Genomic DNA, 23,886 nt, shown 5'->3' on the forward strand with positions numbered 1-23,886 from the left:
TCAGAACTCCTCGCGGACGGTGTTGATCAGTCGGGCGGAGTCGCGCTGGGCGAGGCTGAGCCGGGCCGTGCGGTCGAAGAAGGCGCCGTATGCCGCGCTCTCGACGTCGTTCTCCACCCACACAGTAGACATGATGGTGTCTGTGTGAACCACGTCCAGAGCCTCGCTCTCGGCAAACGAGATGATGGTGAACGGTCCCGTGATGCACGGGTGTCCACCCGCACGGAACGGCAGCACCTGAAGGCGGACATTCGGGAGCTTGGCCACCTTCAGCAGATGCTCCAACTGTGCGCGCATGATGTCGGGACCACCGATCAACTGCCGCAGTGCCGCTTCCCAGACGATGGCGTACACCTGCAGCGGACGCTCGCCATGCAGTCGCTCCTGCCGACGCATGCGGATCTCGACCAAGCGCTCGATGTCGTCGGGGTCCTCCCACACCCCTGCTCCTTCACTCACCGCAAGCGCACGGGCGTACTCGGCGGTCTGGAACAGGCCGGGGATCAGGGAGAGTTCCCAGGCTCGTACACGACTGGCGACGTCCTCCAGCGCGATGTACTCGGAGAAGGTGCCCGGGTGAGGTGAGTCCTGCCACCAGCCATTGGCCTTGCGGCGTTCGCGGTCCAGCTTCGCCAGCCCCAGCATCCGGGCTACGGCCTCGCGGTCGTCCACGCCGTAACACTCGCAGAGCGCACGGATGTCGGGGTCCCGCATGGGAACCCAGCCCTGTTCCATCTTCACGATCTTCGAGTTGGACGCGTTGATGGCATCCGCTGCCTGACGTTGGGTCTTACCGGCGGCGTCGCGCAGGCGCAGCAACTCCCCGCCGAGCCTGCGGCCCAGCACAGTTGACGTCCGGTTACCCAATGGCGAGGTACGAGTCACAGAACAAGTCTCTCCTGCGGAATTCCAACCCGTCACCCGTTGGAGACAATTGCACCCGAACACCTTGCACCTGATGCATGCACACCGCTACGTTCGGCATCCAGTCGCCCACACAGCGGAGCCATCCGGAAGGTGCACTCCATGCCCGACGCCCACCCCTCCCCCGACCCCGTCCTCCACGAAGACCAGCTCGACTACACCCCCGTCCCCCGCAGCATCGCGCTCGCCCGGCACCGCACCGCACGCCTCGCCATCACGTGGGCGTATCCGCATCTCGCCGGGGACGTCGCCCTCGTCACCTCCGAGCTGATGACCAACGCGCTGCTGCACGGCAGCCTGCGCGACCGGCTCATCCGGGTACGGATCTGCACGACGGCCGCCATGCTTCGCGTCGAGGTCAGCGACCCCCGCGGCGAACGGCTGCCCTGCCCCCGGGACGCGACCGGCGAGGATCAGTTCGGGCGGGGGCTGCTACTGGTCGAGGCACTGGCGGACGACTGGGGTGTGGGCCCACGGGTGGGCGTGGGCAAGACCGTCTGGGCACAGTGGGGCCTCGGGCTCAGTCTCTGCACACGGGAGTGACGGGAATGGCGTTGGACGAACGGAAGAGGCGGCCGATGAGCATGCCATACGCGGACGGAAGCGGTCCGCTCGTCCCCAAGCCCGAGCTGACCCTGCCGGCGCTTCGACAAGCCGTTGCCGCGGTCGCCCCCTCCCGCCTGCCCGAATTCTTCGAGGACCTTCAGAAGGCGTTCGTACGGGCCGGGGACGAGGACAGCGTCGTGCCGATCCGGATGTTCTACCGCCAGTGGGGTGTCGTCATCGAGATCGAGCGGCACCCGGAGACGGCCCGTCGGCTGCACGCCGCCGAGCAGGCCCTCAGCAGCCCCGACCCGAATGTGCGCGAGCGGGCCGTCCGCGAGGCCGGGGAGATCGTTCGCGCGGCGCACCGCGAGGTCGCCGGAGGCTGAGGGCGCCGCCTGCACCGAGCCCGGGGCACTCCAGCCGAACAACAAAAAAGCCGAGGGCGCCCGTCTCCCCCGAGGTACGGCGACACGCGCGTACCGGCGGGAGGGCGGGCGCCCCCGGAGAGAGAACCGGTGTCCGGTCAGGCCTTGGCCTTGGCCTCGGGCTTCGCGGGAACGGAGGGCTTGACGACCCGGATCTTCGACCTGTCCAGCGCCATCACCAGGCCGGCGATGACCGCGAACAGGACGGCCGGAGCGAGCACGTAGAGGCCCAGCGTCTGGACGACGCTCAGACCATGGCCGGGGTCGTCGCCGTCGTCGCGGGTCAGCGCGAGCGCGGGGGACGACATGAGCAGCATCATCAGCGTCGTACCGGCGGCCAGGGCGCCGGCGCGCAGGGCGTTCTTCTTGTCCACGGTCCTCAAGTTAGCGAACCACCCGGAAGGCCGCTCGCCCGGGGTCCCGTTGTGGCGGCTGACACGGCTGCGACCTGTGTGAATACGTCGAGTAATGCCCGCAGGCGGGGGACGGAGGTCAGTTCCTCCAGCGGCACCGGCCGACCGTCGCGGTCGGCGATCGGCAGCCGCCAGTTGGGGTACTGGTCCCAGGTGCCCGGGAGGTTCTGCGGGCGGCGGTCGCCCACGCCGTCCGGGAGCCAGACGCCGATCAGCCGGGCCGGGGTGCGCAGCAGGAAGCGGTGGACGGCGCGGATCTCCTCCTCCTCGTCCGAGCCGGGCGGCCCGGCGGCCGACAGGTCCAGCAGGCCGAGACTGCCCAGCAGGGCGAGCCACTCCGCGGCGTCGGCGGTGGCCTCGGCGCGTTCCTCGGCCGCCGGCCGGGTGAGCAGGCCCAGGCGGTCGCGCAGGTCGACGTGGTCGCCGGTGAGCCGGGCGGCGGTGGGCGGCAGATCGTGGGTGGTGGCGGTGGCCAGGCAGTCGGCGCGCCAGTGGTCGGGCGGCAGCGGGCGTCCGTCGCCCTCCCAGTCCCGTTCGAACCACAGCACCGAGGTGCCGAGCACCCCGCGCCGCTGCAGGGTCTCGCGCACGCCGGGCTCGACGGTGCCGAGGTCCTCGCCGATGACGACGGCGCCGGCGCGGGTGGCCTCCAGGGCGAGTACGGCGAGCATGGCGTCGGCGTCGTACCGGACGTAGGTGCCCTCGGTGGGCGGGCTGCCCTGGGGGACCCACCACAGCCGGAACAGGCCCATGACGTGGTCGATGCGCAGGGCGCCGGCGTAGCGGAAGAGGGCGCGCAGCAGATCGCGGTACGGCGCGTACCCGCACGCGGCGAGCCGGTCGGGGCGCCAGGGCGGCAGGCCCCAGTCCTGGCCGCGGGCGTTGAAGGCGTCGGGCGGGGCGCCGACGGAGGTGCCGGCGGCGAACACGTCCTGCTGAGCCCAGGCGTCGGCGCCCGCCGGGTGCACGCCGACGGCGAGGTCGTGCACGATCCCGACCGGCATCCCGGCCTCCGCCGCCGCGGACTGGGCGGCGCGGAGCTGGCCGTCGGTGAGCCAGGCGAGACGGGCGTGGAACTCGACCCGGTCGGCGAGGCCGGCCCGCGCGCGGGCGGTGGCCGTTGAGCGGGGGTCGCGCAGGCCGTCGGGCCAGCCGTGCCAGTCGGTGCCGTGGGTCTCGGCGAGGGCGTACCAGGTGGCGTGGTCGTCGAGGGCCTGGCCGTGGGCGGCGCGGAAGTCGTCGTAGGCGGCCTGGCGGCCGGGGTCGAGGGGGACGGCCAGGACCAGTTCGAGGGCCTCGCGCTTGAGCTCCCACACGGCGTCGCGGTCGATGAGGGCGCCCTTGTCGAGGACGGTGGCGCGCAGCCGCTCGGCGCGCTCCAGCAGCCGGCCGAGCCGTTCGCGGTCCGCGACGTACGCGAACTCAGGGACGGCCTCGACCCGCAGATGCACGGGGTCGGGGAAGCGGCGGGAGGACGGACGGTACGGGGAGGGGTCGGTGGGGGCGCCGGGTACGGCCGCGTGCAGCGGGTTGACCTGCACGAATCCGGCGCCGGCGGTGCGTCCGGCCCAGCCGGCCAGCTCGGCGAGGTCACCGAGGTCGCCCATGCCCCAGGAGCGGCGCGAGAGCAGCGAGTACAGCTGGACCAGAAGGCCGTAGGAGCGGCCGGGCGGGGCGGGCAGCCGGTCGGGGGCGACGACGAGACGGGCGTGTCCGCTGCGGCCGTCGGGGGCGACAGCGGTCACCCGGTGCACACCGAGCGGCAGCTCCCCGGTCCCGCCCCACTCCAGCCCGTCCTGCCCCGGCCCGCCCCACTCCATCCCGTCCTGCTCCTGCCCGTCCTCGGTCTCGACGCGCAGACGGGTGCCGGGCGGCAGCGCGGCGAGGGCGGCGGGGCCCTCGGGGTCACCGGCCCAGTGCACGAGGGTCGGCGGCAACAGGCGCTCGCGCAGCTCGCGTTCCCGTGCGGCGAGCGCGGTGCGTACGGCGTCGGGGCCGGCCGCGTCGACGCCGAGGGCGGCCAGCGCGGCGACCACGGCGGAGGCGGGGACCGGGACCTCGCGGCCCGGGGCGGGGCTGTAGGAGACGGCGACCCCGTGCAGTTCGGCGAGCCGGGACAGGTGCGCGTCCTCCAGCGCCGCGGTCATCTACAACCCCGCACCGAAGGCGTCGGATGCGTACGACCCCACACCGAAGGCGTCGGACTCGCTGGTCAGCGGGGTGGCATCGGCGAGCGGTGGCTCGCTGGTCAGGGGCTCGGCGTCGGGCAGCGGCGGCTCGCTGGTCAGCGGGGCCTGGGCGCAGGCGCTCTCGGCACTGAAGACGCACAGCGACGCGTCGTCATCCGGGGCCAGGAGGGCCGCCTCGGGTTTCCACTGGGCCGGGATCGAGAGTCGGGCCGGTACGGGCACGCGGTTCTCCTTCGGGTGCGTCGGTCGGATGCGGCGGTCGGGTGCGGCGGTCACTCGGGGCGGTCTGGTCCGTCGGGTCCGTCGCATGGTGCCGCTGGCCGGATGGTGCGGCTTTGAACGGGTTACGGCAGGCCTACCCCGAGACGGCGCCCGCACTCGCTCCCGTTTTCCGGAGCACCGGAACGGGGCGGCGGCGCCGACCGCGTTCGCCTCCGGCGCGGCCGCGTACGCGGGACGGGGCGCATGTCCGGCCCGAGGGGGCGCGGGGAGAACACCGGGCCGGGCGGCCGACCTGTGAGGGGCGCGGGGAACTGCGCGAGCGGCCACGACGCACCCGCGGCCGCCGGACAGGCACCACCACGCCCCTACCGGCCTGCCGGACTACTGCCTGCCGGCCTGCTGGGCGCAAAACAACACGGGCCCGGATCTAGGCAGAAATGCCGTCGATCCGGGCCATGGCGTCATCCGCGCCGTACGGCTGCAAGTACGGCAGCCAGCGCGGATCCCTATGCCCGGTGCCGATGATGCGCCAGGCCAGCCCCGATGGCGGAGCCGGTTTGTGCCGTAGCCGCCACCCCAGCTCGACGAGGTGCCGGTCGGCCTTCACGTGGTTGCAGCGGCGGCAGGAGGCCACCACGTTGTCCCAGACGTGCTTGCCCCCGCGGCTGCGCGGGATGACGTGGTCGACGCTGGTTGCGACGCCACCGCAGTACATGCACCGGCCCCCGTCGCGGGCGAAGAGCGCACGGCGGGTGAGAGGAACGGGCCCCCGATAGGGAACCCGGACGAATCGCTTGAGCCGGACCACGCTGGGTGCGGGGACTGTGACGGTTGCGCTGTGCATATAGGCGCCGGATTCCTCCAGGGAGACAGCCTTGTTCTCCAGGACGAGGATGAGCGCGCGGCGGAGCGGTACGACGCCGAGCGGCTCGTACGACGCGTTGAGGACCAGGACATGCGGCACGGGGGCCTCCTTGGGCGTCGGCGGCGCGTGGCTCGCGCCGGGACGATCTGCAGCCAGTCTCCCCTCATGCCTGGTGGAAGCGCCACCATGTCCCGGTAACGGGCTGGGAGTGTTTTCGACCACATCCGATTCATCCCCCGGATCATGGCCTGTTCAAGCCGGGGTGAGACCGGTCTCTCCGGTGCCCCTCCTTGGCGGATCCGCGCGGGAGGCACACAATGCCCCGTTAGTGTGGTGGTCCTGTCCGTCCGGTGATCTTTTCGTGACCTTGAAGACCTTGACCGCCCCGCCGGTACGGACCGTGCAGCACCTTGGAGGTACCTGCCGTGTCGTCCTTGCCCGCCGTCCTTGTGGCCGCCGGTGCGTCGCCGACCCCGTCCCCTTCCCCCTCGGGCTCCACGGAGCCGCCCGTGCCCTCGATCCAGGACGCCCAGCAGAGCGCGACGAACGCGGCGACCTGGGTCGAGCAGAACTGGTCGACCTGGCTCGCGATGGCGTTGCAGATCCTGCTGATCGTGGTCGTCTCGGTGGCGCTGCGCGCGGTGGTGCGGCGGGCGATCACCAAGCTGATCGACCGGATGAGCCGCACCGCGGAGGCGGTGGACGGCACCGCGCTGGGCGGTCTGCTGGTCAACGCCGAGCGGCGCCGGCAGCGCTCGCAGGCGATCGGCTCGGTGCTGCGCTCGGTGGCGAGTTTCCTGATCCTCGGCACGGCCGCGCTGATGGTGCTGTCCACCTTCAAGATCAACCTGGCGCCGCTGCTGGCGTCGGCCGGAGTGGCGGGCGTGGCCATCGGTTTCGGCGCCCGGAACCTGGTCACCGACTTCCTCTCCGGCGTGTTCATGATCCTTGAGGACCAGTACGGCGTCGGTGACGTGGTCGACGCGGGGGTGGCCACCGGTGAGGTGATAGAGGTCGGACTGCGCGTGACCAAGCTGCGCGGCGCGGACGGTGAGATCTGGTACGTCCGCAACGGCGAGGTCAAGCGGATAGGAAACCTCTCGCAGGGCTGGGCCACGGCCGGCGTCGATGTGACGGTCCGCTCCAGCGAGGACCTGGACAAGGTCAAGGAGACGCTGGACCTGGTCGCCGAGCACATGAGCAAGGAAGAGCCCTGGAACGAAATGCTGTGGGGTCCGATCGAGGTGCTCGGCCTGGACTCGGTCCTGATCGACTCGATGGTGGTGCGGGTTTCGGCCAAGACGATGCCCGGCAAGTCACTGACGGTCGAGCGGGAGCTGCGCTGGCGCATCAAGCGGGCGTTCGACGCGGCGCACATCCGCATCGTGGGCGGCGCGACGACGGTGGAGGACGCGGCGGACACCCCCGACCCGTCAGCCTCGGTCGCGGCTCCGTCGGCCTTCTCCAACGCGGACTCCGCGCAGGCGAAGGCGGCGACGCCGATCGCCCCCCAGCAGCCGGAGCCTCCGGCCAAGTAGCGAGCGGAACGGTTCAGCACACTCGTTCGAGTGAACAGGTGGGGCATTCCGGCGCGGGGAGCGCACGGGGTGCCCCATCGTTCTGCCGGGGCGCCCGGCGTGGGCTTAGCCTGGCATCAGTGCGACAAGGAGAAGCGATGAGCGCCGAACCGATCATGGAGCCGGTCATGACGCAGGTGGACCCCATTGACCTGTTGAGTGCGTTCGAAGAGGCGTCACCGATGCCGATTCGGCCGGAGTACGTCGAGGGGACGGCCATCGTGCCACCGCAGCCGAATGACAATCACAACGACGGTGCCTTCAAGCTCGCGGTCCAGTTCTTCAACGCCGGGTTCGAACTGGCAGGCATGGGCAACGGGTACCGCGCCGCCGACAAGGACGGCAAGACGACGGCCTTGGTCGTTCCTGACTTGTACATTCGTCGCCGCATGCCGACCGAACTCGATGAGTCGTACCGCACAGCCCACAAAGGCTGGTATCCCATCGACATGATCGCTCTGATCGGCGAGGTCACTTCGACCAACCTAGAAACGGACACAGGCCCGAAGTTCCGCGCTTATGCCGCTGCCGGAGTCCCCGTCTACGTCCTCATCGACCGCCATTCCAAGACGGCCCACTGCTACACCGACCCCGTCCTCCCCGGTGACGACCCCACCGAGGCCTACTACGCCACCGACACCAAGGTCGACCTCGGCGACCCCCTCACCCTCCCCACCCCGTACCCCACCCTCGACACCGCCCCCTTCCTCCAGGGCTGACCGAGCCCCGGCCCCGCCCCCGAGATAACGACTCCGTTTCCTCGCGGTCGTTGTCTATTGACGCCCCCTTCGTCCTGGGCTTACGTTCCTCCCACCCAAATAGGAAAGTTTCCTAACAATGATCTTGGCTGGACGTCTGGCCAGGTCACTGGGAAGCTGGGCGGCTGGAAAGGCAGGTGTCGAGCCCATGGCAGGAACCGCCGGTACGCCGGGCACCCCACGCGTGCTGCGCGCCATGAACGACCGCGCCGCCCTGGACCTCCTGCTGGAGCACGGGCCGCTGTCACGCACCCGGATCGGCAAGCTCACCGGCCTGTCCAAGCCCACCGCCTCCCAGCTGCTGGCCCGCCTGGAGGCGGCCGGCCTGGTCCGGGTCACCGGCACCAGCGAGGGCCGGCCGGGCCCGGGCGCCCAGCTGTACGCGGTCCATCCCGGCGCCGCGTACGCCGCCGGACTCGATGTCGCCCCGCACCGCATCCGCGCCGCCGTCGCCGACATCACCGGCCGCACCGTCGGCGAGTACGAGCTGCCCACCCCGGGACGGCATCCCGCAGGGCCCGTGGTCCAGCAGGTCACCGATGCCCTCGACGCCGCCGTGAAGGCGGCCGGACTCGCCCGGTCCGATGTGCACCGGCTCGTCATCGGCACCCCCGGCGCCTTCGACCCCACCACCGGCCGGCTGCGCTACGCCTCCCATCTGCCCGGCTGGCACTCCCCCAGCCTGCTCGACGAACTCGCCGCCGCCCTGCCGATGCCGGTGGAGTACGAGAACGACGTCAACCTCGTCGCCCTCGCCGAACAACGGCTCGGCGCCGCCAAGGGCCACGGCGACTTCGTGCTGCTGTGGAGCCAGGAGGGCCTCGGCGCCGCCCTGGTCCTCGGCGGCCGGCTGCACCGGGGCTGGACCGGCGGCGCCGGCGAGGTCGGCTTCCTGCCGGTGCCGGGCACCCCCCTCGTGCGGCAGGTGACCAAGGCCAACAGCGGTGGATACCAGGAACTGGCCGGCTCCCAGGCCGTACCGAAACTGGCCCGTGAACTGGGCATCGAGGACCTGCCGTCGGGGCCGTACACCGAAGTCGCCGCCGAACTCGTCGCCCGTGCCGCCGACCACACCAGCGGCCCCTACCGGGAGCTGCTGCAGACCTACGCCACCCGGCTCGCCACGGGTCTCGCCTCGCTCGTCTCCGTCCTCGACCCCGAACTCGTCGTCCTCAGCGGCTCCGCGCTGACGGCCGGCGGCGAGCGGCTGCGCGCCCTCGTCCAGGCCGAGCTGGAGGAGCTGGCCGCGGCCCGTCCCCGACTGGTCGTCGGCAACGTCCAGGAACACCCCGTTCTGCGCGGCGCGTTGGAGTCCGCGCTCGTCACCACCCGCGACGAGGTCTTCGACACCTCGCGCTGAGCCCCCCAGCACCTCCAGCACCCCCTCCTTCCCCGTTCACCCGTCCTTGGGAGACCTCGCCATGCCCGAAGTCATACCTTCAGTTGCCCGAAAGACGGCTTTTGCCCTGACGGCGTCGCTGGCGCTGCTCGCCACCGCCTGTACCGGCCAGTCCGGCTCGGGCGCCACGGACGACGCCGCGAAGGACACGACGATCAACTTCTGGCACGCCTGGAGCGCGCCCAACGAGGTCAAGGCCGTCACCTCGCTGGTCTCCGGCTTCGAGAAGGCGCATCCCAACATCCATGTGAACGTCGTCGGCGATATGACCGACGACAAGATCAATCAGGCGCTGCGGTCGGGGGGTGACAAAGCGCCGGATGTGATCTCCTCCTTCACCACCAACAACGTGGGAAAGTTCTGCTCCTCCGGCGCGCTGGTCGACCTCAACCCCTTCTTCAAGAAGTCGGGCATCGACCCGCAGGCCACGTTCCCGAAGACGATGAACGAGTACACCCGGTTCGACGGCAACCGCTGCACGGCGCCGCTGCTCGGTGACGCATACGGGCTCTACTACAACAAGACCGCCTTCAAGAAGGCGCACATCGCCTCCCCACCGAAGACCTGGTCCGAGTTCGAGGCCGACGCGAAGAAACTCACCATCGCCGACGGGGACTCGTACAAACAGCTCGGGTTCATGCCGGACTACCACGGCTGGGAGACCACCACCGAGCACTATTTCGCACAGTTCTCACCGACGTACTTCGGCAAGGACGGCAAGTCGGACCTCGGCAAGGACCCGGCCTTCGAAAAGGGATTCACCCTCCAGAAGCGGCTCGTGGACGAGCTCGGCGGATTCCGGAAGCTGGAGAGGTTCCGCTCCACCCTCGGTGACGAGTGGGGCGCCGAACACCCCTTCCACACCGGCCAGGTCGCCATGCAGCTCGACGGCGAGTGGCGGCTCGGGATGGCGCTGGCGGCCAAGCCGAAGTTCGACATCGGCGTCGCCCCGCTGCCCGTCCCCGACGACCAGGCCGGCCAGTACGGCAAGGGCTACATCACCGGCACCGTCGCGGGCATCGCCGCCGCCGGCCACAAGCAGAACGCGGCCTGGGAATTCGTCAAATACATCACCACGGACACGGACGCGGTGGTCGGCTTCTCCAACGACCTGCACAACGTGCCCTCCACGCTCGCGGCCCTGAAGTCCCCGAAGCTGACGTACGACCCGCGCTTCAAGACCTTCCTGGACATCGCCGCCGACCCGAATTCGACCACCACGCCCGCCTCGGTCAACGGCGGTGTGTATCTCACCACCATCCAGCAGCTCGGATTCGACTACGAGAGCGGCAAGGTCACCGATCTGAAGGCCGGCCTGAAGAAAGCGGCCGCGCAGATCGACACGGACATCGCGCAGGCGAAGTAGCCGATGAGTTCGGTCACTCTGGCATCCAAGCGCCGCCGCTCGGCGCTGCGGACCCTCGCCTTCATGTCGCCCTGGCTGATCGGCTTCGCGGTCTTCTTCGCGTACCCGCTGATCTCGACGGTCTATTTCTCCTTCATGCACTACGACGGCTTCAAGGCGCCGACGTGGAGCGGCGGGAAGAACTGGACATACGTCTTCGAGCACTATCCGTACTTCTGGCCCGCGATGCGCAACACCCTGTGGCTGGTGCTCGTGATGGTGTCCCTCCGGGTCGTCTTCGGCCTCGGTATCGGCCTGCTCATCACCAAGATCAAGACGGGTACGGGCGTCTTCCGCACCCTCTTCTATCTGCCCTACCTCGCCCCGCCGGTCGCCGCGACCATGGCCTTCGCCTTCCTGCTCAACCCCGGTACGGGACCGGTCAACTCGGTCCTGGGCAAGATCGGCGTCCCGGCGCCGGGCTGGTTCAACGACCCCGCCTGGTCCAAGCCGGCCCTCACCCTGCTCGCGCTGTGGGGCATCGGCGATCTGATGGTCATCTTCATGGCCGCGCTGCTCGACGTACCGACGGAGCAGTACGAGGCGGCGGAGCTGGACGGCGCCTCGGCCTGGCAGCGCTTCCGGTACGTCACGCTCCCGAACATCTCCCCGATCGTGATGTTCGCGGTGGTCACCGGGGTCATCCAGACGATGCAGTACTACACGCAGCCGCTCATCGCCGGGAAGGTCGCCTCGGGAGTCATCCAGGGCGCCGGCACCATGTTCGAGCCCGGCTACCCGGAGAAGTCCACCCTGACCCTCCCCCAGCTGGTCTACAACCTCGGCTTCCAGCGCTTCGACTACGGCTCCGCCTGTGTCGTCGCCCTCGTCCTCTTCGCCCTGTCCATGGTGTTCACCGCGTTCCTGATGCGGCGCCGGGGCGGTCTCATCCAGGCAGGTGACTGACGATGACCCAAGTACTGGACCGGCCGGTGGAGCTGAAGACGCCGCTGTCGGACGCCGGGCGCACGGCCCGCCGCAAGGCCCTGCTGGAGTGGGTGGCGATCCACGCCCTCGGGGTCGCCGCCGCGCTCTTCTTCGTCCTCCCCTTCGTGTTCGTGTTCCTGACCTCGCTGATGAGCGACACCCAGGCACTCAGCCGCGACCTGATCCCGCACACCTGGGAGTGGGGCAATTACAGGAAGGTCTTCGACACGCCCGGCTTTCTGACCTGGTGGAAGAACACACTGGTCTACGCCGGCCTGGGCACCGTGCTCACCGTCGTCTCGTCGATCCCGGTGGCGTACGCCCTCGCCAAGTTCCGCTTCCGGGGCCGCAACCTGTCCCTCATGCTGGTGATCTCGATGATGATGCTGCCACCGCAGGTGGTGATCATCCCGATGTATCTGTTCTGGGCGAAGCAACTGGACCTGTCCGGCACGCTGTGGCCGCTGATCGTCCCGATGGCGTTCGGCGACGCGTTCTCCATCTTCCTGCTGCGCCAGTTCCTGATGACGATCCCGAACGAGTACCTGGACGCGGCGAAGGTGGACGGATGCGGGGAGCTCAGGACCCTGCTGAAGGTCGTCCTGCCGATGGCCCGCCCCGGCATCGCCGCCGTGGCCCTCTTCCAGTTCTTCTGCGCCTGGAACGACTACTTCGGCCCCCAGATCTACGCCTCCGAGAACCCCGGCGCCTGGACCCTGTCCTACGGCCTGGAGTCCTTCAAGGGCGCCCACCACACCGACTGGAACCTCACCATGGCCGCGACCGTGCTGGTCATGGCCCCCGTGATCCTCGTGTTCTTCTTCGCCCAGAAGGCGTTCGTCGAGGGCGTCACACTCACCGGAGTGAAGGGTTGATCCGTATATGAAACTCACCGTGGTCGGCGGCGGTTCGACCTACACCCCCGAACTCATCGACGGCTTCGCCCGTCTGCGGGACACCCTGCCCGTCGAGGAACTCGTCCTCGTGGACCCGGCCGCCGAGCGCCTGGAGCTGGTGGGCGGCCTCGCCCGCCGGATCTTCGCCAAGCAGGGCCACCCCGGCCGGATCGTCACCACCGCTGACGTGGACGCGGGCATCGACGGCGCCGACGCCGTGCTGCTCCAGCTGCGCGTCGGCGGCCAGGCGGCCCGCGAGCAGGACGAGACCTGGCCGCTGGAGTGCGGCTGCGTCGGCCAGGAGACCACCGGCGCGGGCGGCCTGGCCAAGGCGCTGCGCACGGTGCCGGTGGTCCTCGACATCGCCGAACGGGTCCGCCGGGCCAACCCGCGCGCATGGATCATCGACTTCACCAACCCGGTCGGCATCGTCACCCGCGCCCTGCTCCAGGCCGGGCACCGCGCGGTCGGGCTGTGCAACGTGGCGATCGGCTTCCAGCGGAAGTTCGCGGGCATGCTGGGTGTGGCCCCGGCGGATGTGCATCTGGGCCATGTGGGCCTGAACCACCTCACCTGGGAAACAGGTGTGCGCCTCGGCGGTCCGGAGGGCGCGAACGTGCTGCCGAAGCTGCTGGCCGAGCACGGCGACTCGATCGCCGAAGACCTCCGTCTGTCGCGCCCCCTCCTGGACCGGCTGGGCGTGGTCCCGTCCTACTACCTGCGCTACTACTACGCCCACGACGAGGTCGTGGACGAGCTGCGCACCAAGCCGTCCCGAGCGGCCGAAGTCGCCGCCATGGAACGGGAGTTGCTGGCGATGTACGGCGATCCGGCCCTGGCCGAGAAGCCCGCGCTGCTCGCCAGGCGCGGCGGCGCCTACTACTCGGAGGCGGCCGTGGACCTGGCGGCCGCACTGCTCGGCGGTGCGGGCAGCCCGTATCAGGTGGTGAACGCGGTCAACCAGGGCACGCTGCCCTTCCTCCCGGACGACGCGGTGATCGAGGTCCAGGCCGCGATCGGCCCGAACGGCCCGGTCCCGCTGCCGGTACCGGAGCCGGACCCGCTGTTCGCCGGTCTGATCGCGAACGTGACGGCGTACGAGGACCTGGCCCTGGAGGCGGCCCTGCGCGGTGGCCGCGACCGCGTCTTCCGCGCCCTGCTCGCCCATCCGCTGATCGGCCAGTACGCCTACGCCGACGCCCTCACCGACCAGTTGATCGCACACAACCGGGAGCACCTCGCGTGGGCCTGACCGCAGTTGGATCCGGGACTGTTCTTGCCGTCGACGCGGGCAACAGCAAGACCGACGTGGCCGTGGTCAGCGCCACCGGAGAGGTGCTGGCCACGGCCCGCGGCGGCGGCTTCCGCCCGCCCGCGGTGGGGGTGACGGCGGCGGTGGACGCGCTGGCCGAACCGGTCGCGCGCGCCTTCGCGGACGCGTCCGTCACCTCCGTCTCCCATGTCTCGGCCTGTCTCGCCAACGCCGATCTGCCCGTCGAGGAGGAGCAGCTGGCGACCGCGCTGCAGGCGCGCGGCTGGGGCGCGTCGGTGGCGGTCCGCAACGACACCTTCGCGATCCTGCGGGCGGGTGTCGCCGAGCCGCGCGGGGTGGCCGTGGTGTGCGGCGCGGGCATCAACTGCGTCGGCATGCGCCCCGACGGCCGTACCGCCCGCTTCCCGGCCATCGGCCGGATCTCCGGTGACTGGGGCGGGGGGTGGGGACTCGCGGAGGAGGCGCTGTGGTTCGCGGCCCGCGCGGAGGACGGCCGGGGCGGGCCGACGGCGCTCGCCCGTACGCTCCCCGGGCACTTCGGGCTGCCGACCATGTACGCCCTGATCGAGGCGCTGCACCTGGAGCACATCGACGAGGACCGCCGCCATGAGCTGACCCCGGTGCTGTTCGCGACGGCCGCCGAGGGCGACGCGGTGGCCCGCGCGATCGTCACCCGCCTCGCGGAGGAGGTGACGGTGATGGCCGCGGTGGCGCTGACCCGCCTGGACCTGCTCGACGAGGAGACACCGGTGCTGCTCGGCGGCAGCGTGCTGACGGCCGGCCACGCCCTGCTCAACGACACCGTCCGCGAGCTGCTGACCGCCCGCGCCCCGAAGGCCGACGTCCGCGTGGTGACGGCGAGTCCCGTGCTGGGTGCGGCCCTGCTGGGCCTGGACCGGCTGGGCGCCGGAGCGTCGGCGCGGGAGCGGGCGCGGGGGTACTGGGACCGGTAACTCCGCGCGGCGCCGCGCCCCGACAGGGTCTGGGCCTCCCCCTGGAACCGAACAGGTGCGCAGGGCGTATTCATGTGAGGTGCACACTGCGATCCAATCAAGATCCAGTGAAGGCCGATGCGGATGTCGGCGCCTGCCGCGATACTGGGCCGCGACAGCAGACCCTGGGGGAGGTCGAGTGACACAGCCGCCGAAGAGCACAGCGCCACCAGCGGCGGGCTCCGGCATGCCCGCCGCCCCCGGCATCCCCCGCCAGAGCGCCCGGCCCGCCCCCATGGGCTCCCCGGCACCCTCCGCCCGGCGGACCGCGTTCGCCGAGGGCGCCGACCGGCTGCGGGCCGCGGCGACCACCGAGCCGGGCCGGCTGCGGATCATCGGGGCCGTACTGGCGCTGCTGGTCGTGGCGTTCGGCGCGGTCGCCGCCTGGCAGGCCGACGAGCGGGCGGCCGCCGCCGACGACGTGCTGCACCGCAGCCAGCCGCTCAGCTCCGGCGCGGCCGACATCTACCGCTCGCTCGCGGACGCCAACACGGCCGCCTCCAGCGGCTTCCTGGCCGGCGGCCAGGAGAGCGCAAACGCGCGCGACCGGTACGAGAAGGACATCAGCACGGCCGCCGCGGGGCTCGTCACGGCCGCCACGAACGCCGACCCGGGCTCGGCCTCCGAGTCGACGATCACCAAGCTGAACCGGCTGCTGCCCGAGTACAAGGGACTCGTCGAGCGGGCGCGGACCTACAACCGGCAGGGCTATCCGGTCGGCGGCGCCTATCTGCGCTACGCCAACGAGAAGATGCAGAAGGAGATGCTCCCGGCGGCGGAGGATCTCTACACCAAGGAGAACCAGCGGCTCGACGCCGACTACGGCGACGCCACGCCGTATCCGTGGATCGCGATCGCGCTCGGGCTGCTCGCGCTGGCCGGGCTCGGCTGGGCCCAGCGGCGCACGTTCCGGCGCACCAACCGCGTCCTCAACCACGGCCTGGTCGCCGCCTCCACCGCCACCGCGGTCGCCCTGCTGTGGCTGGTCGTCGGGCACGCGGTGGCCCGCACGGAGCTGACCGGCTCCTACGACCACGGCGTCCGCTCGCTGACCGTCCTGCACGACGCCCGGATCGCCTCGCTGAAGGCGCGCGGCAACGAGAACCTGAGCCTGGTGGCGCGCGGCGCCGAGACCATCACGGTCGACGGCAAGCCGTACGACGCCTACTACTACGCCTTCGACCAGGACCTGGCCACGCTCGGCAAGGGCCTGACCCGGGCGGGGCAGCTCGCCGACGACCAGGGCGGCCGTACACCGGTCCAGGCGGCCCGGTCGGACATGGCGGTGTGGAAGCAGCGCCACGCCTCGGCCCGCACCGAGGACGAGAACGGCAACTACCAGCAGGCGCTGGACAAGGTGATCGGCGCCAAGGGCGCCACCGGCCAGTGCTTCGACGGCGTCGACAGCAGCCTCGCCCGCGCCATCGACCATGAGCAGGCCGAGTTCCAGCGGGCCGCCGGTGACGGGCGGGACGCCATGGCCGGGCTGCCGGCGGGCGCGGTCGTGCTCGCGGTGCTCGGCGCGGTGGGCGCGGTGCTCGGTATCGGACGCAGACTTTCGGAGTACCGGTGACAGGGGGCATCACGATGTACGCGGCACGTGTACGGGCCTCCCTGCGGGGCTGGGGCGGGGTCGGCGCGATGGCGGTGCTGTGCGCGCTGGCGCTGGCGTTCGTCCTGCTGCTGCCGTGCACCCAGCGGAGCTCCCCGCACCCTGCGCAGCGGTCCGGCCAGACCGCCGCCGACGGTGTGCAGGCCCGCGCCGGGAGCTGCACGGACTCCAACGCGCAGAACCAGACCCTGGCGCCCTCCGGCGCGGACGGGCCGACGATCGACGCGATCAAGTCCCGTACGGGCGCCAAGCGCAAGCTGATCGTCGGCGTCGACCAGAACAGCTACCACTGGGGCTACCGCAATCCGAACACCGAGGGCGCGGAGCTGGAGGGCTTCGACATCGACCTGGTGCACCGGATCGCGCAGGACATCCTCGGCGACCCGGACGCGGTGCAGTTCAAGGCGATCCCGACCAGCCAGCGGATCACCGCGATCCAGGACGGCCGGGTGGACATGGTCGTACGGACCATGACGATCACCTGCGAGCGGCTGGCTCAAGTGGCGTTCTCGGCGCCCTACTTCAAGACCGGACAGCAGGTCCTCGCGCCCAAGTCGTCGTCCGTCACGGGGTACAACTCCTCCCTGGCGCACAAGAAGCTGTGCACGGCGGCCGGTTCTACGGCTTACACCAAGCTGGACGGCGACCGGAAGACCGACGGCCTGCCCTCCTCCACGGACATCTCCACCACCGTCCCGAACCAGCTCGACTGTCTCGTCCGGCTGCAACTGGGCGAGGTGGACGCGGTGGTGACCGATGGCGCGCTCGCCGCCAGCCAGGCCGCGCAGGACCCGACCGTCGAACTGAAGGGCGGGGCGTTCACCACCGAGTACTACGGCGTGGCGATGAAGAAGGACGCCTCCGATCTGGTACGCCGGGTCAATCGTGTTCTGGTGGGTTATCGCGCGAACGGCTGGCAGGCGTCGTACGACAGTTGGCTGTCGGCGACACTGGGGAAGGACTCGAACCCGTCCAAGCCGCCCGCACCGCAGTATCTGCGGACGAGTTGAGCGACATCCGACCGGAAGACCGAAGCAGCGAGAGGTGATCGATGGGCGTCACGGACCCCGCCGGGCCGGTGATGGACCGGGACGAGGTGGACCGTGCGCTGGCGCGGCTCGGCCAGGAGCACGAGGCGATCGAGACCTCGCTGCTGGCGTTGCAGGACCACGCGGGCCGCAGACTCCTCGAAGGCGCCCGGCTGACCGGTGTCACCCAGGAGCGCTGGCAGTCCACGGAAGCGCAGATCACCCTGCTGTGGGGGTATTTCGACGCCTACGCGGCCGCGCTGCGCTCCGCCCGGGAGATCCGCGGCCGGCGCCGCTGGTCCAGCCGCGAGGACCTGGTGGAGCTGACCGGGCTGCTGCGCGGCGAGTCGGTGACGGTGGCCGGCGGCGACCGGCTGAGCGAGTCCTTCTCGCTGGCCGCGCTGGTGGACCGGATGAACGAGCTGTACGCGACGAGCCTGGACCTGGTCGTCACCGCCGACGCGGTGTGGTCGGCGCTGCCCGCCCGGATCGATTTACTCGCCGCGGAGCTCCAGCGCACCCGGTCGCTCGCACACTCCGTCGGGGTACGCCCCGGCGAGCATCCGGCGGGCGACGACCTGGAGCAGATCACCCGGACGCTGACCCGGCTGCGCGAGGAGGTCGTCTCGGACCCGCTGGCCTTCTGGACGCCGACCGCCGGCAGTTCGGCGCCGGGCGGCGGCCGTCCGGACACCACGGTGTACGACCGTGAGGCGCGCGCCCTGGAGGATGTGCGCCGGGAGATCGACGCCGTGCTGACGGTCCGCCAGGACGCGGAGGCGCGGCTGATCCGGCTGCGGGACGTGCTCTCGCGCGCCGACCGCACCCTCGCCGAGGCCCGTACGGCCCGCGGCGAGGTGCTGGCGAAGATCGCGGCGACGGAGGTGCCGGTGGTCAGCGGCCCGCCGACGGTGCTCCAGGAGCAGCTGGCGACGGCGGCCGAGTACCGCAGGCAGGCGCAGTGGCACCGGCTGTCCCCGCTGCTGGAGTCGCTGGAGCAGAAGGCGGAGGACGAACTGCTGCGCGCCCGCGAGTCGTTGACCGCGGTCACCGCACCGCTCGCGGTCCGCGCCGAACTGCGCGGCCGACTCGACGCCTACAAGGCGAAGGTGGCCCGGCACGGGCTCGCCGAGGACCCGTTCCTGGTCGAGCGGTACGACGCGGCCCGGCGGATGCTGTGGAGCGCGCCCTGCGACCTGCGGGTGGCCGAACAGGCCGTGCTGCGCTATCAGCAGCTGGCAGCCGAACTACTGGGCGGCGCGGGGGCGCCGGAGGACCGTAAGGGGGGTCAGTCATGAGTCAGGCGGGGCAGACCTGTCAGCGGCCGGGCTGCGAGGGGTCGTACGAGGACGTCGGCGGCGGTGAGCTGTACTGCGACACCTGCGGCCTGGCGCCGGTGGTGTCGGAGAACGGGATGGTCGGCTCGCCGCCCACCGGGCTCACCAAGGGCGCCGTGGAGAGCGGCAGTTCGCGGGGTTCGCACAGCTCGCGCACGTCCTCCCAGTCGTCGAAGTCGCGGCGCTCGGTGTCGGGGCGGCTCTCGCGCTCCCTGTCGGGCCGCTCCACCGGGCGTTCGGTGTCGGTGCGCAGCTCCGGCTCCTCCTCGGGGACGTCCACGCGCGGCCGGCTCGGCGCCGGCCTGGTGAACGTGCCGCAGGTGCCGCGCCCCGACCCGCGCGCGATGGTGCTGGAGAACCCGGAGGTGCCCGAGCGCAAGCGGTTCTGCTCGCGCGCCGACTGCGGGGTGCCCGTCGGTCGCGCCCGGGGCGAGCGGGCGGGCCGTACGGAGGGCTTCTGCACCAAGTGCGGACACCCGTACTCCTTCGTGCCCAAGCTGAAGGCCGGCGACGTGGTGCACGGCCAGTACGAGGTCGCCGGCTGTCTGGCGCACGGCGGGCTCGGCTGGGTCTATCTGGCCGTGGACCGGGCCGTGTCCGACCGGTGGGTGGTACTCAAGGGCCTGCTGGACACCGGCGACCAGGACGCGATGGCCGCCGCGATCTCCGAGCGGCGCTTCCTCGCGGAGATCGAGCACGGCAACATCGTGCGGATCTACAACTTCGTCGAGCATCTCGACCAGCGCACCGGCTCCCTCGACGGCTACATCGTCATGGAGTACGTCGGCGGCAAGTCCCTGAAGGAGATCGCCAACGCCCGCCGCACCGCCGAGGGCCGACGCGATCCGCTGCCGGTGGAGCAGGCGTGCGCCTACGGCATCGAGGCCCTGGAGGCCCTCGGCCATCTGCACAGCCGCAACCTGCTGTACTGCGACTTCAAGGTCGACAACGCCATCCAGACCGAGGACCAGCTCAAGCTGATCGACATGGGCGCGGTGCGCCGCATGGACGACGAGGAGTCGGCGATCTACGGCACGGTCGGCTACCAGGCGCCGGAGGTCGCCGAGGCCGGCCCGTCGGTGGCGAGCGACCTGTACACGGTGGGCCGTACGCTCGCGGTGCTCACCTTCGACTTCCAGGGCTACACGACCGTCTACGCCGACTCCCTGCCCGACCCGGACACCATCGAGGTCTTCCGCCGCTACGAGTCCTTCTACCGGCTGCTCGTGCGGGCCACCGACCCCGACCCGGCCCGCCGGTTCGGTTCCGCGCAGGAGATGGCGGAGCAGCTGACCGGTGTGCTGCGCGAGGTGGTCTCGCTGCAGAGCGGACAGGCGCGGCCCGCGCTGTCGACGCTGTTCGGACCCGAAGTGCGGGTCGTCGACCGGGAGTTGTTCCCGCGGCTGGAGGGCGATGTGTCCCTGCTGGGGGCGCGCGAGGTGCGCAGAGCCGTGCCACAGGCACCGGCGCTGCCCCCGGCCGCCCTGGTCAGGCCCGTCGACACCCCGGCCGCCTCGCTCGCCCTGCCCGTCCCGCTGGTCGACCCGGGCGACCCCAACGCGGGCTTCCTGGCCGGTCTCATGACCTCCGCGCCGGCCGAGCTGATCAGCGCCCTGGAGGCGGCGCCCACGCGGACCGTGGAGACCCGGCTGCGGCAGATCCGCGCCCGGCTGGAGAGCGACGAGACACAGGCCGCGCTGATGAGCCTCGCCAAGCTGGAGGAGGAGCGGCCCGACGACTGGCGGGTGGTGTGGTACCGGGGCGTGGCCGCCCTGGTCACCCGCGACTTCGAGGGCGCCGCGCTCGCCTTCGACGCGGTCTACGACGCCTTCCCCGGCGAGGCCTCGCCCAAGCTGGCACTGGGCCTGTGCGCGGAGGTGCTCGGCCAGCTGGACAACGCGGCCGAGTACTACCACCTGGTGTGGGCGACCGACCCCAGCTATGTGAGCGCCGCCTTCGGCCTGGCCCGGGTGCAGCTCGCGGCCGGGAACCGGCAGGGTGCGGTGCACACGCTGGAGTCGGTGCCGGAGTCCTCCATCCACTACACGGCCGCCCGGGTCGCCGCCGTACGGGCGCGGCTGAGACAACGCACCGCGACCGCCGGCGACGTACCGTTCCTGGACGACCTGACGGCCGCCGCCGGGCAGGTCGAGGCGCTGGACGCCTACGGTCTGGACCCGGCGCGCCGCGAGCTGTTGTCGGCGGAAGTGCTCGGCTCGGCGCTGGACTGGATACTCTCCACAGGCCAGGACAGCCGGCCCGCCGGCGGCGGACGGGTGCTGCTGGGCAGCGGTCTGGACGAGCGGGGCCTCCGCTTCGGCCTGGAGCGCGCCTACCGCACGCTGGCCCGGCTGGCGCCCGGCGGCGAGGAGAGGATCGAACTGGTGGAACGGGCCAACCGTTACCGCCCCCGGACGTGGGTGTAGTTGATGTCGCAGATGCCCCAGCAGACCGCACCGGCGAAGTGCCCGAGCTGCGCCGAGCCCGTGGAGTCGGGTGACCTCTTCTGCGGAGCGTGCGGACACGACCTCTCCGTCGTGCCCGCACCCCCGCAGGACCATGGGACGCTCGCCGTGAGCGGCTCCGATGCGCGGGAGCCGGCGCGGCCGGCCGGATCCGGGGTCCGATTCGACCGGACCGCGGAGCCGGAGGAGTACCCGCTGCAGGCACCCGACCCGCGGGTGGCCGAGCGGCCCGAGGGCGGTGCCGCGCCGCAGGAGCCCGTGCAGTTGTGCGTGGCCTGCCGGGCGGGCCGGGTGGACAGCGACGGCTACTGCGAGAACTGCGGGCACGCCCAGCCCCGCGAACGCGACCACATGGAGCGGGAGTCGGGCCCGGTGGCCGCCGTCAGCGACCGGGGCCTGCGCCACCACCGCAACGAGGACGCCTTCACCGTCGGCAGCACCACGCTGCCCGACGGCACCCCGGCGGTGCTCGCGGTCGTCTGCGACGGCGTGTCCTCCGCGACCCGGCCCGACGACGCGTCGAGCGCCGCCTCCCGGGCCGCCGGTGACACGCTGCTGGCGGCGCTGCCGCGCGGCACGCATCCGCAGACGGCCCTGCACGAGGCGATCGTCGCCGCCGCGCAGGCCGTGAACGCGCTCGCCGAGGAACCCGCCTCGGCCCGCGAGCACGCCCCGCACCAGAACGCCCCGGCCTGCACGATCGTCGGCACGGTGGTCGCCGCCGGGCTGCTGGTCGTCGGCTGGGTCGGCGACAGCCGGGTCTACTGGGTGCCGGACGACCGCAGCGCGCCCGCGGCCCGGCTGACCGAGGACGACTCCTGGGCCGCGCAGATGGTCGCGGCCGGTCTGATGAGCGAGTCCGAGGCGTACGCCGACGAACGCGCCCACGCGATCACCGGCTGGCTCGGCGCGGACGCCTATGAACTGGAACCGCACACCGCGTCCTTCAAGCCGGACCGCTCCGGCGTCGTGGTGGTGTGCACCGACGGCCTGTGGAACTACGCCGAGACGGCCGAGGAGATGGCCGAGGCGGTGCCCGCGGACGCCGCCGAGCGCCCCTTGCACAGCGCCCGGGTACTGGTCGGCCACGCCCTGGACGGCGGGGGCCACGACAACGTAACAGTGGCCGTCGTACCGTTCCCGGCGCCGCCCGAGGGGGCATCAGAGGCCTGAGGCCGAGGGAACGGGGAAGCCTCACAGGACCGCAGGGGACCGGTCCGCTCACACGCGTCGTCTCGTGTCACAGCGAGGCGTTCCAAGGGGGATTCGAACGAGCATGGCCAATTTCGCGAAATCGCATGTGCCGCAGTTCTCGATGGAGGTGTACCAGAACGAGTACCTGCCCGAGAGCGGCCGCGAGGTCAACTCCATCGTCACCGTGACGGCGACCGGCGGCGGCACCGTCGGCAGCGCCGTGACCCCGGTGTACACGGCGGGCCGCGGCCCGTCCGCCGCCGTGGCGGTCATGGTGGACTGCTCGGGCTCCATGGACTATCCGCCGGCCAAGATGCGCGGCGCCCGGGAGGCCACGGCGGCCGCGATCGACGCCCTGCGCGACGGCACGCACTTCGCGGTGATCGGCGGCACCCATGTGGCGAGCGAGGTCTATCCGGGCGGCGGGCGGCTCGCGGTCGCCGACGCGAGCACCCGTGAGCAGGCCAAGCAGGCGCTGCGGCGGCTGAGCGCGGGCGGAGGTACGGCCATCGGCACCTGGCTCCGGCTCGCCGACCGGCTGCTGGCCTCGGCGGACGTCACCATCCGGCACGGCGTCCTGCTCACCGACGGCCGCAATGAGCACGAGTCCCCGGAGGATCTGTCGGCGGCGCTGGAGGCGTGTGCCGGACGGTTCACCTGTGACGCGCGGGGCGTGGGCACCGACTGGGAAGTGAAAGAAGTCACAGGGATCGCCTCCGCGCTGCTCGGCACGGCCGACATCGTCGCCGATCCGGCCGGTCTCGCCGCCGACTTCACGCGGATGATGGAGACGGCGATGGGCAAGGGGGTCGCCGACGTCGCCCTGCGGGTGTGGACACCGGTCGGTACGACCATCCGGTTCGTCAAGCAAGTGGCGCCCGCCGTCGAGGACTTGACGGCCCGCCGCACCGAGGCCGGGCCGCGCGCGGGGGACTATCCGACCGGGTCCTGGGGCGACGAGTCCCGCGACTATCACCTGTGTGTGGAGGTCCCGGCGGCCGGTCTCGGCCAGGAGATGCTCGCCGCCCGGGTGTCCCTGGTCATCCCGCAATCGGACGGATCGGTACAGAACCTGGGCGCGCAGGGCCTGGTCCGGGCGGTGTGGACCGACGACATGACGGCCTCCACCTCGATCAACCCCCAGGTCGCCCACTACACCGGGCAGGCCGAACTGGCGCAAGCCATCCAGCAAGGGCTGGACCTTCGCAAAGCGGGCGATTTCGATGGAGCAACAGCCAAACTGGGGCGTGCAGTTCAGCTCGCCAGTGCCTCGGGGAACGCCGATACTGCGAAACTGCTTGCGAAGGTGGTGGACGTGGTCGATGCCGCGACAGGTACTGTGCGGTTGAAGACGAGGGTGGCCGAGGCGGATGAGATGACCTTGGAAACCCGGTCCACAAAGACTGTTCGTGTAAAGAAGTGACCCTGGAAGCTTGGAG

At 71.3% G+C, this 23,886-nt stretch carries 21 protein-coding genes; 16 read left to right on the top strand and 5 right to left on the bottom strand.

The window, feature by feature from the left end:
- A complete protein-coding gene (locus IE277_RS04285; protein ID WP_189949219.1) occupies window positions 1-843 on the bottom strand; it encodes a helix-turn-helix domain-containing protein in 843 nt (280 codons plus the stop codon).
- Window positions 844-1,026: 183 nt separating this feature from the next.
- On the opposite strand from IE277_RS04285, the gene IE277_RS04290 reads away from it, so the two are divergent.
- Both IE277_RS04290 and IE277_RS04295 read left to right on the top strand, forming a co-directional pair.
- Complete coding sequence (locus IE277_RS04290; RefSeq protein ID WP_189948589.1) at window positions 1,027-1,467, top strand: ATP-binding protein; 441 nt, start codon at window positions 1,027-1,029, stop codon at window positions 1,465-1,467.
- Between the two features lie 35 nt (window positions 1,468-1,502).
- Window positions 1,503-1,856 carry a hypothetical protein gene (locus IE277_RS04295; RefSeq protein WP_189948590.1) on the top strand — a complete coding sequence of 118 codons (354 nt, stop codon included), beginning with the start codon at window positions 1,503-1,505 and terminating at the stop codon, window positions 1,854-1,856.
- A 137-nt stretch (window positions 1,857-1,993) separates the two neighbouring features.
- Here IE277_RS04295 and IE277_RS04300 read toward each other — a convergent pair whose 3' ends face one another.
- From IE277_RS04300 to IE277_RS04315, 4 genes are all read right to left on the bottom strand, one after another.
- The gene (locus tag IE277_RS04300) at window positions 1,994-2,269 is read right to left on the bottom strand and encodes a hypothetical protein (protein WP_189948593.1); all 276 of its coding nucleotides are present in this window, start codon (window positions 2,267-2,269) and stop codon (window positions 1,994-1,996) included.
- A gap of 5 nt (window positions 2,270-2,274) precedes the next feature.
- Complete coding sequence (malQ, locus tag IE277_RS04305) at window positions 2,275-4,455, bottom strand: 4-alpha-glucanotransferase (RefSeq protein WP_189948594.1); 2,181 nt, start codon at window positions 4,453-4,455, stop codon at window positions 2,275-2,277.
- Window positions 4,456-4,719 carry a hypothetical protein gene (locus tag IE277_RS04310; RefSeq protein ID WP_189948595.1) on the bottom strand — a complete coding sequence of 88 codons (264 nt, stop codon included), beginning with the start codon at window positions 4,717-4,719 and terminating at the stop codon, window positions 4,456-4,458.
- A 427-nt stretch (window positions 4,720-5,146) separates the two neighbouring features.
- Entirely contained in the window at window positions 5,147-5,683 is a 537-nt protein-coding gene (locus tag IE277_RS04315) for an HNH endonuclease (protein ID WP_189948596.1), read from the bottom strand.
- A gap of 326 nt (window positions 5,684-6,009) precedes the next feature.
- Here IE277_RS04315 and IE277_RS04320 point away from each other — a divergent pair, with 326 nt between their 5' ends.
- From IE277_RS04320 to IE277_RS04385, 14 genes are all read left to right on the top strand, one after another.
- Window positions 6,010-7,122: a mechanosensitive ion channel family protein gene (locus IE277_RS04320; RefSeq protein ID WP_189948597.1), complete on the top strand. Its 1,113-nt coding sequence runs from the start codon at window positions 6,010-6,012 to the stop codon at window positions 7,120-7,122.
- Between the two features lie 137 nt (window positions 7,123-7,259).
- On the top strand, window positions 7,260-7,880 hold the full coding sequence (locus IE277_RS04325; RefSeq protein ID WP_189948598.1) for a Uma2 family endonuclease: 621 nt from the start codon (window positions 7,260-7,262) through the stop codon (window positions 7,878-7,880).
- Window positions 7,881-8,067: 187 nt separating this feature from the next.
- Window positions 8,068-9,279: an ROK family transcriptional regulator gene (locus IE277_RS04330; protein WP_189948599.1), complete on the top strand. Its 1,212-nt coding sequence runs from the start codon at window positions 8,068-8,070 to the stop codon at window positions 9,277-9,279.
- Window positions 9,280-9,340: 61 nt separating this feature from the next.
- Entirely contained in the window at window positions 9,341-10,684 is a 1,344-nt protein-coding gene (locus tag IE277_RS04335; protein WP_189948600.1) for an ABC transporter substrate-binding protein, read from the top strand.
- A 3-nt stretch (window positions 10,685-10,687) separates the two neighbouring features.
- Window positions 10,688-11,629 (top strand): carbohydrate ABC transporter permease, encoded by a 942-nt coding sequence (locus tag IE277_RS04340; protein WP_189948601.1) that lies wholly within the window; start codon window positions 10,688-10,690, stop codon window positions 11,627-11,629.
- 2 nt (window positions 11,630-11,631) lie between these two features.
- Window positions 11,632-12,525 carry a carbohydrate ABC transporter permease gene (locus IE277_RS04345; RefSeq protein ID WP_189948602.1) on the top strand — a complete coding sequence of 298 codons (894 nt, stop codon included), beginning with the start codon at window positions 11,632-11,634 and terminating at the stop codon, window positions 12,523-12,525.
- Window positions 12,526-12,532: 7 nt separating this feature from the next.
- Window positions 12,533-13,798 (top strand): 6-phospho-beta-glucosidase, encoded by a 1,266-nt coding sequence (locus IE277_RS04350; RefSeq protein WP_189948604.1) that lies wholly within the window; start codon window positions 12,533-12,535, stop codon window positions 13,796-13,798.
- Window positions 13,789-14,772, top strand: a complete 984-nt coding sequence (locus IE277_RS04355; protein ID WP_189948606.1) for an N-acetylglucosamine kinase — start codon at window positions 13,789-13,791, stop codon at window positions 14,770-14,772. Before IE277_RS04350 ends, IE277_RS04355 begins: the two co-directional genes overlap by 10 nt.
- 226 nt (window positions 14,773-14,998) lie before the next feature.
- A complete protein-coding gene (locus tag IE277_RS04360; RefSeq protein ID WP_189949220.1) occupies window positions 14,999-16,384 on the top strand; it encodes a GlnX family signal transduction membrane protein in 1,386 nt (461 codons plus the stop codon).
- A 14-nt stretch (window positions 16,385-16,398) separates the two neighbouring features.
- Window positions 16,399-17,433 (top strand): glutamate ABC transporter substrate-binding protein, encoded by a 1,035-nt coding sequence (locus tag IE277_RS04365; RefSeq protein ID WP_189948608.1) that lies wholly within the window; start codon window positions 16,399-16,401, stop codon window positions 17,431-17,433.
- A 41-nt stretch (window positions 17,434-17,474) separates the two neighbouring features.
- Window positions 17,475-18,749 carry a coiled-coil domain-containing protein gene (locus IE277_RS04370; protein ID WP_189948610.1) on the top strand — a complete coding sequence of 425 codons (1,275 nt, stop codon included), beginning with the start codon at window positions 17,475-17,477 and terminating at the stop codon, window positions 18,747-18,749.
- Window positions 18,746-21,214 (top strand): serine/threonine-protein kinase, encoded by a 2,469-nt coding sequence (locus IE277_RS04375; RefSeq protein WP_189948611.1) that lies wholly within the window; start codon window positions 18,746-18,748, stop codon window positions 21,212-21,214. Before IE277_RS04370 ends, IE277_RS04375 begins: the two co-directional genes overlap by 4 nt.
- A 3-nt stretch (window positions 21,215-21,217) precedes the next feature.
- Entirely contained in the window at window positions 21,218-22,426 is a 1,209-nt protein-coding gene (locus IE277_RS04380) for a PP2C family protein-serine/threonine phosphatase (RefSeq protein ID WP_189948612.1), read from the top strand.
- A gap of 103 nt (window positions 22,427-22,529) precedes the next feature.
- Window positions 22,530-23,870 (top strand): vWA domain-containing protein, encoded by a 1,341-nt coding sequence (locus IE277_RS04385; RefSeq protein ID WP_189948613.1) that lies wholly within the window; start codon window positions 22,530-22,532, stop codon window positions 23,868-23,870.
- Window positions 23,871-23,886 lie beyond the last annotated feature (16 nt).

This window comes from Streptomyces alanosinicus (assembly GCF_014650595.1).
GTDB classification, from domain to species: Bacteria; Actinomycetota; Actinomycetes; order Streptomycetales; family Streptomycetaceae; genus Streptomyces; species Streptomyces alanosinicus.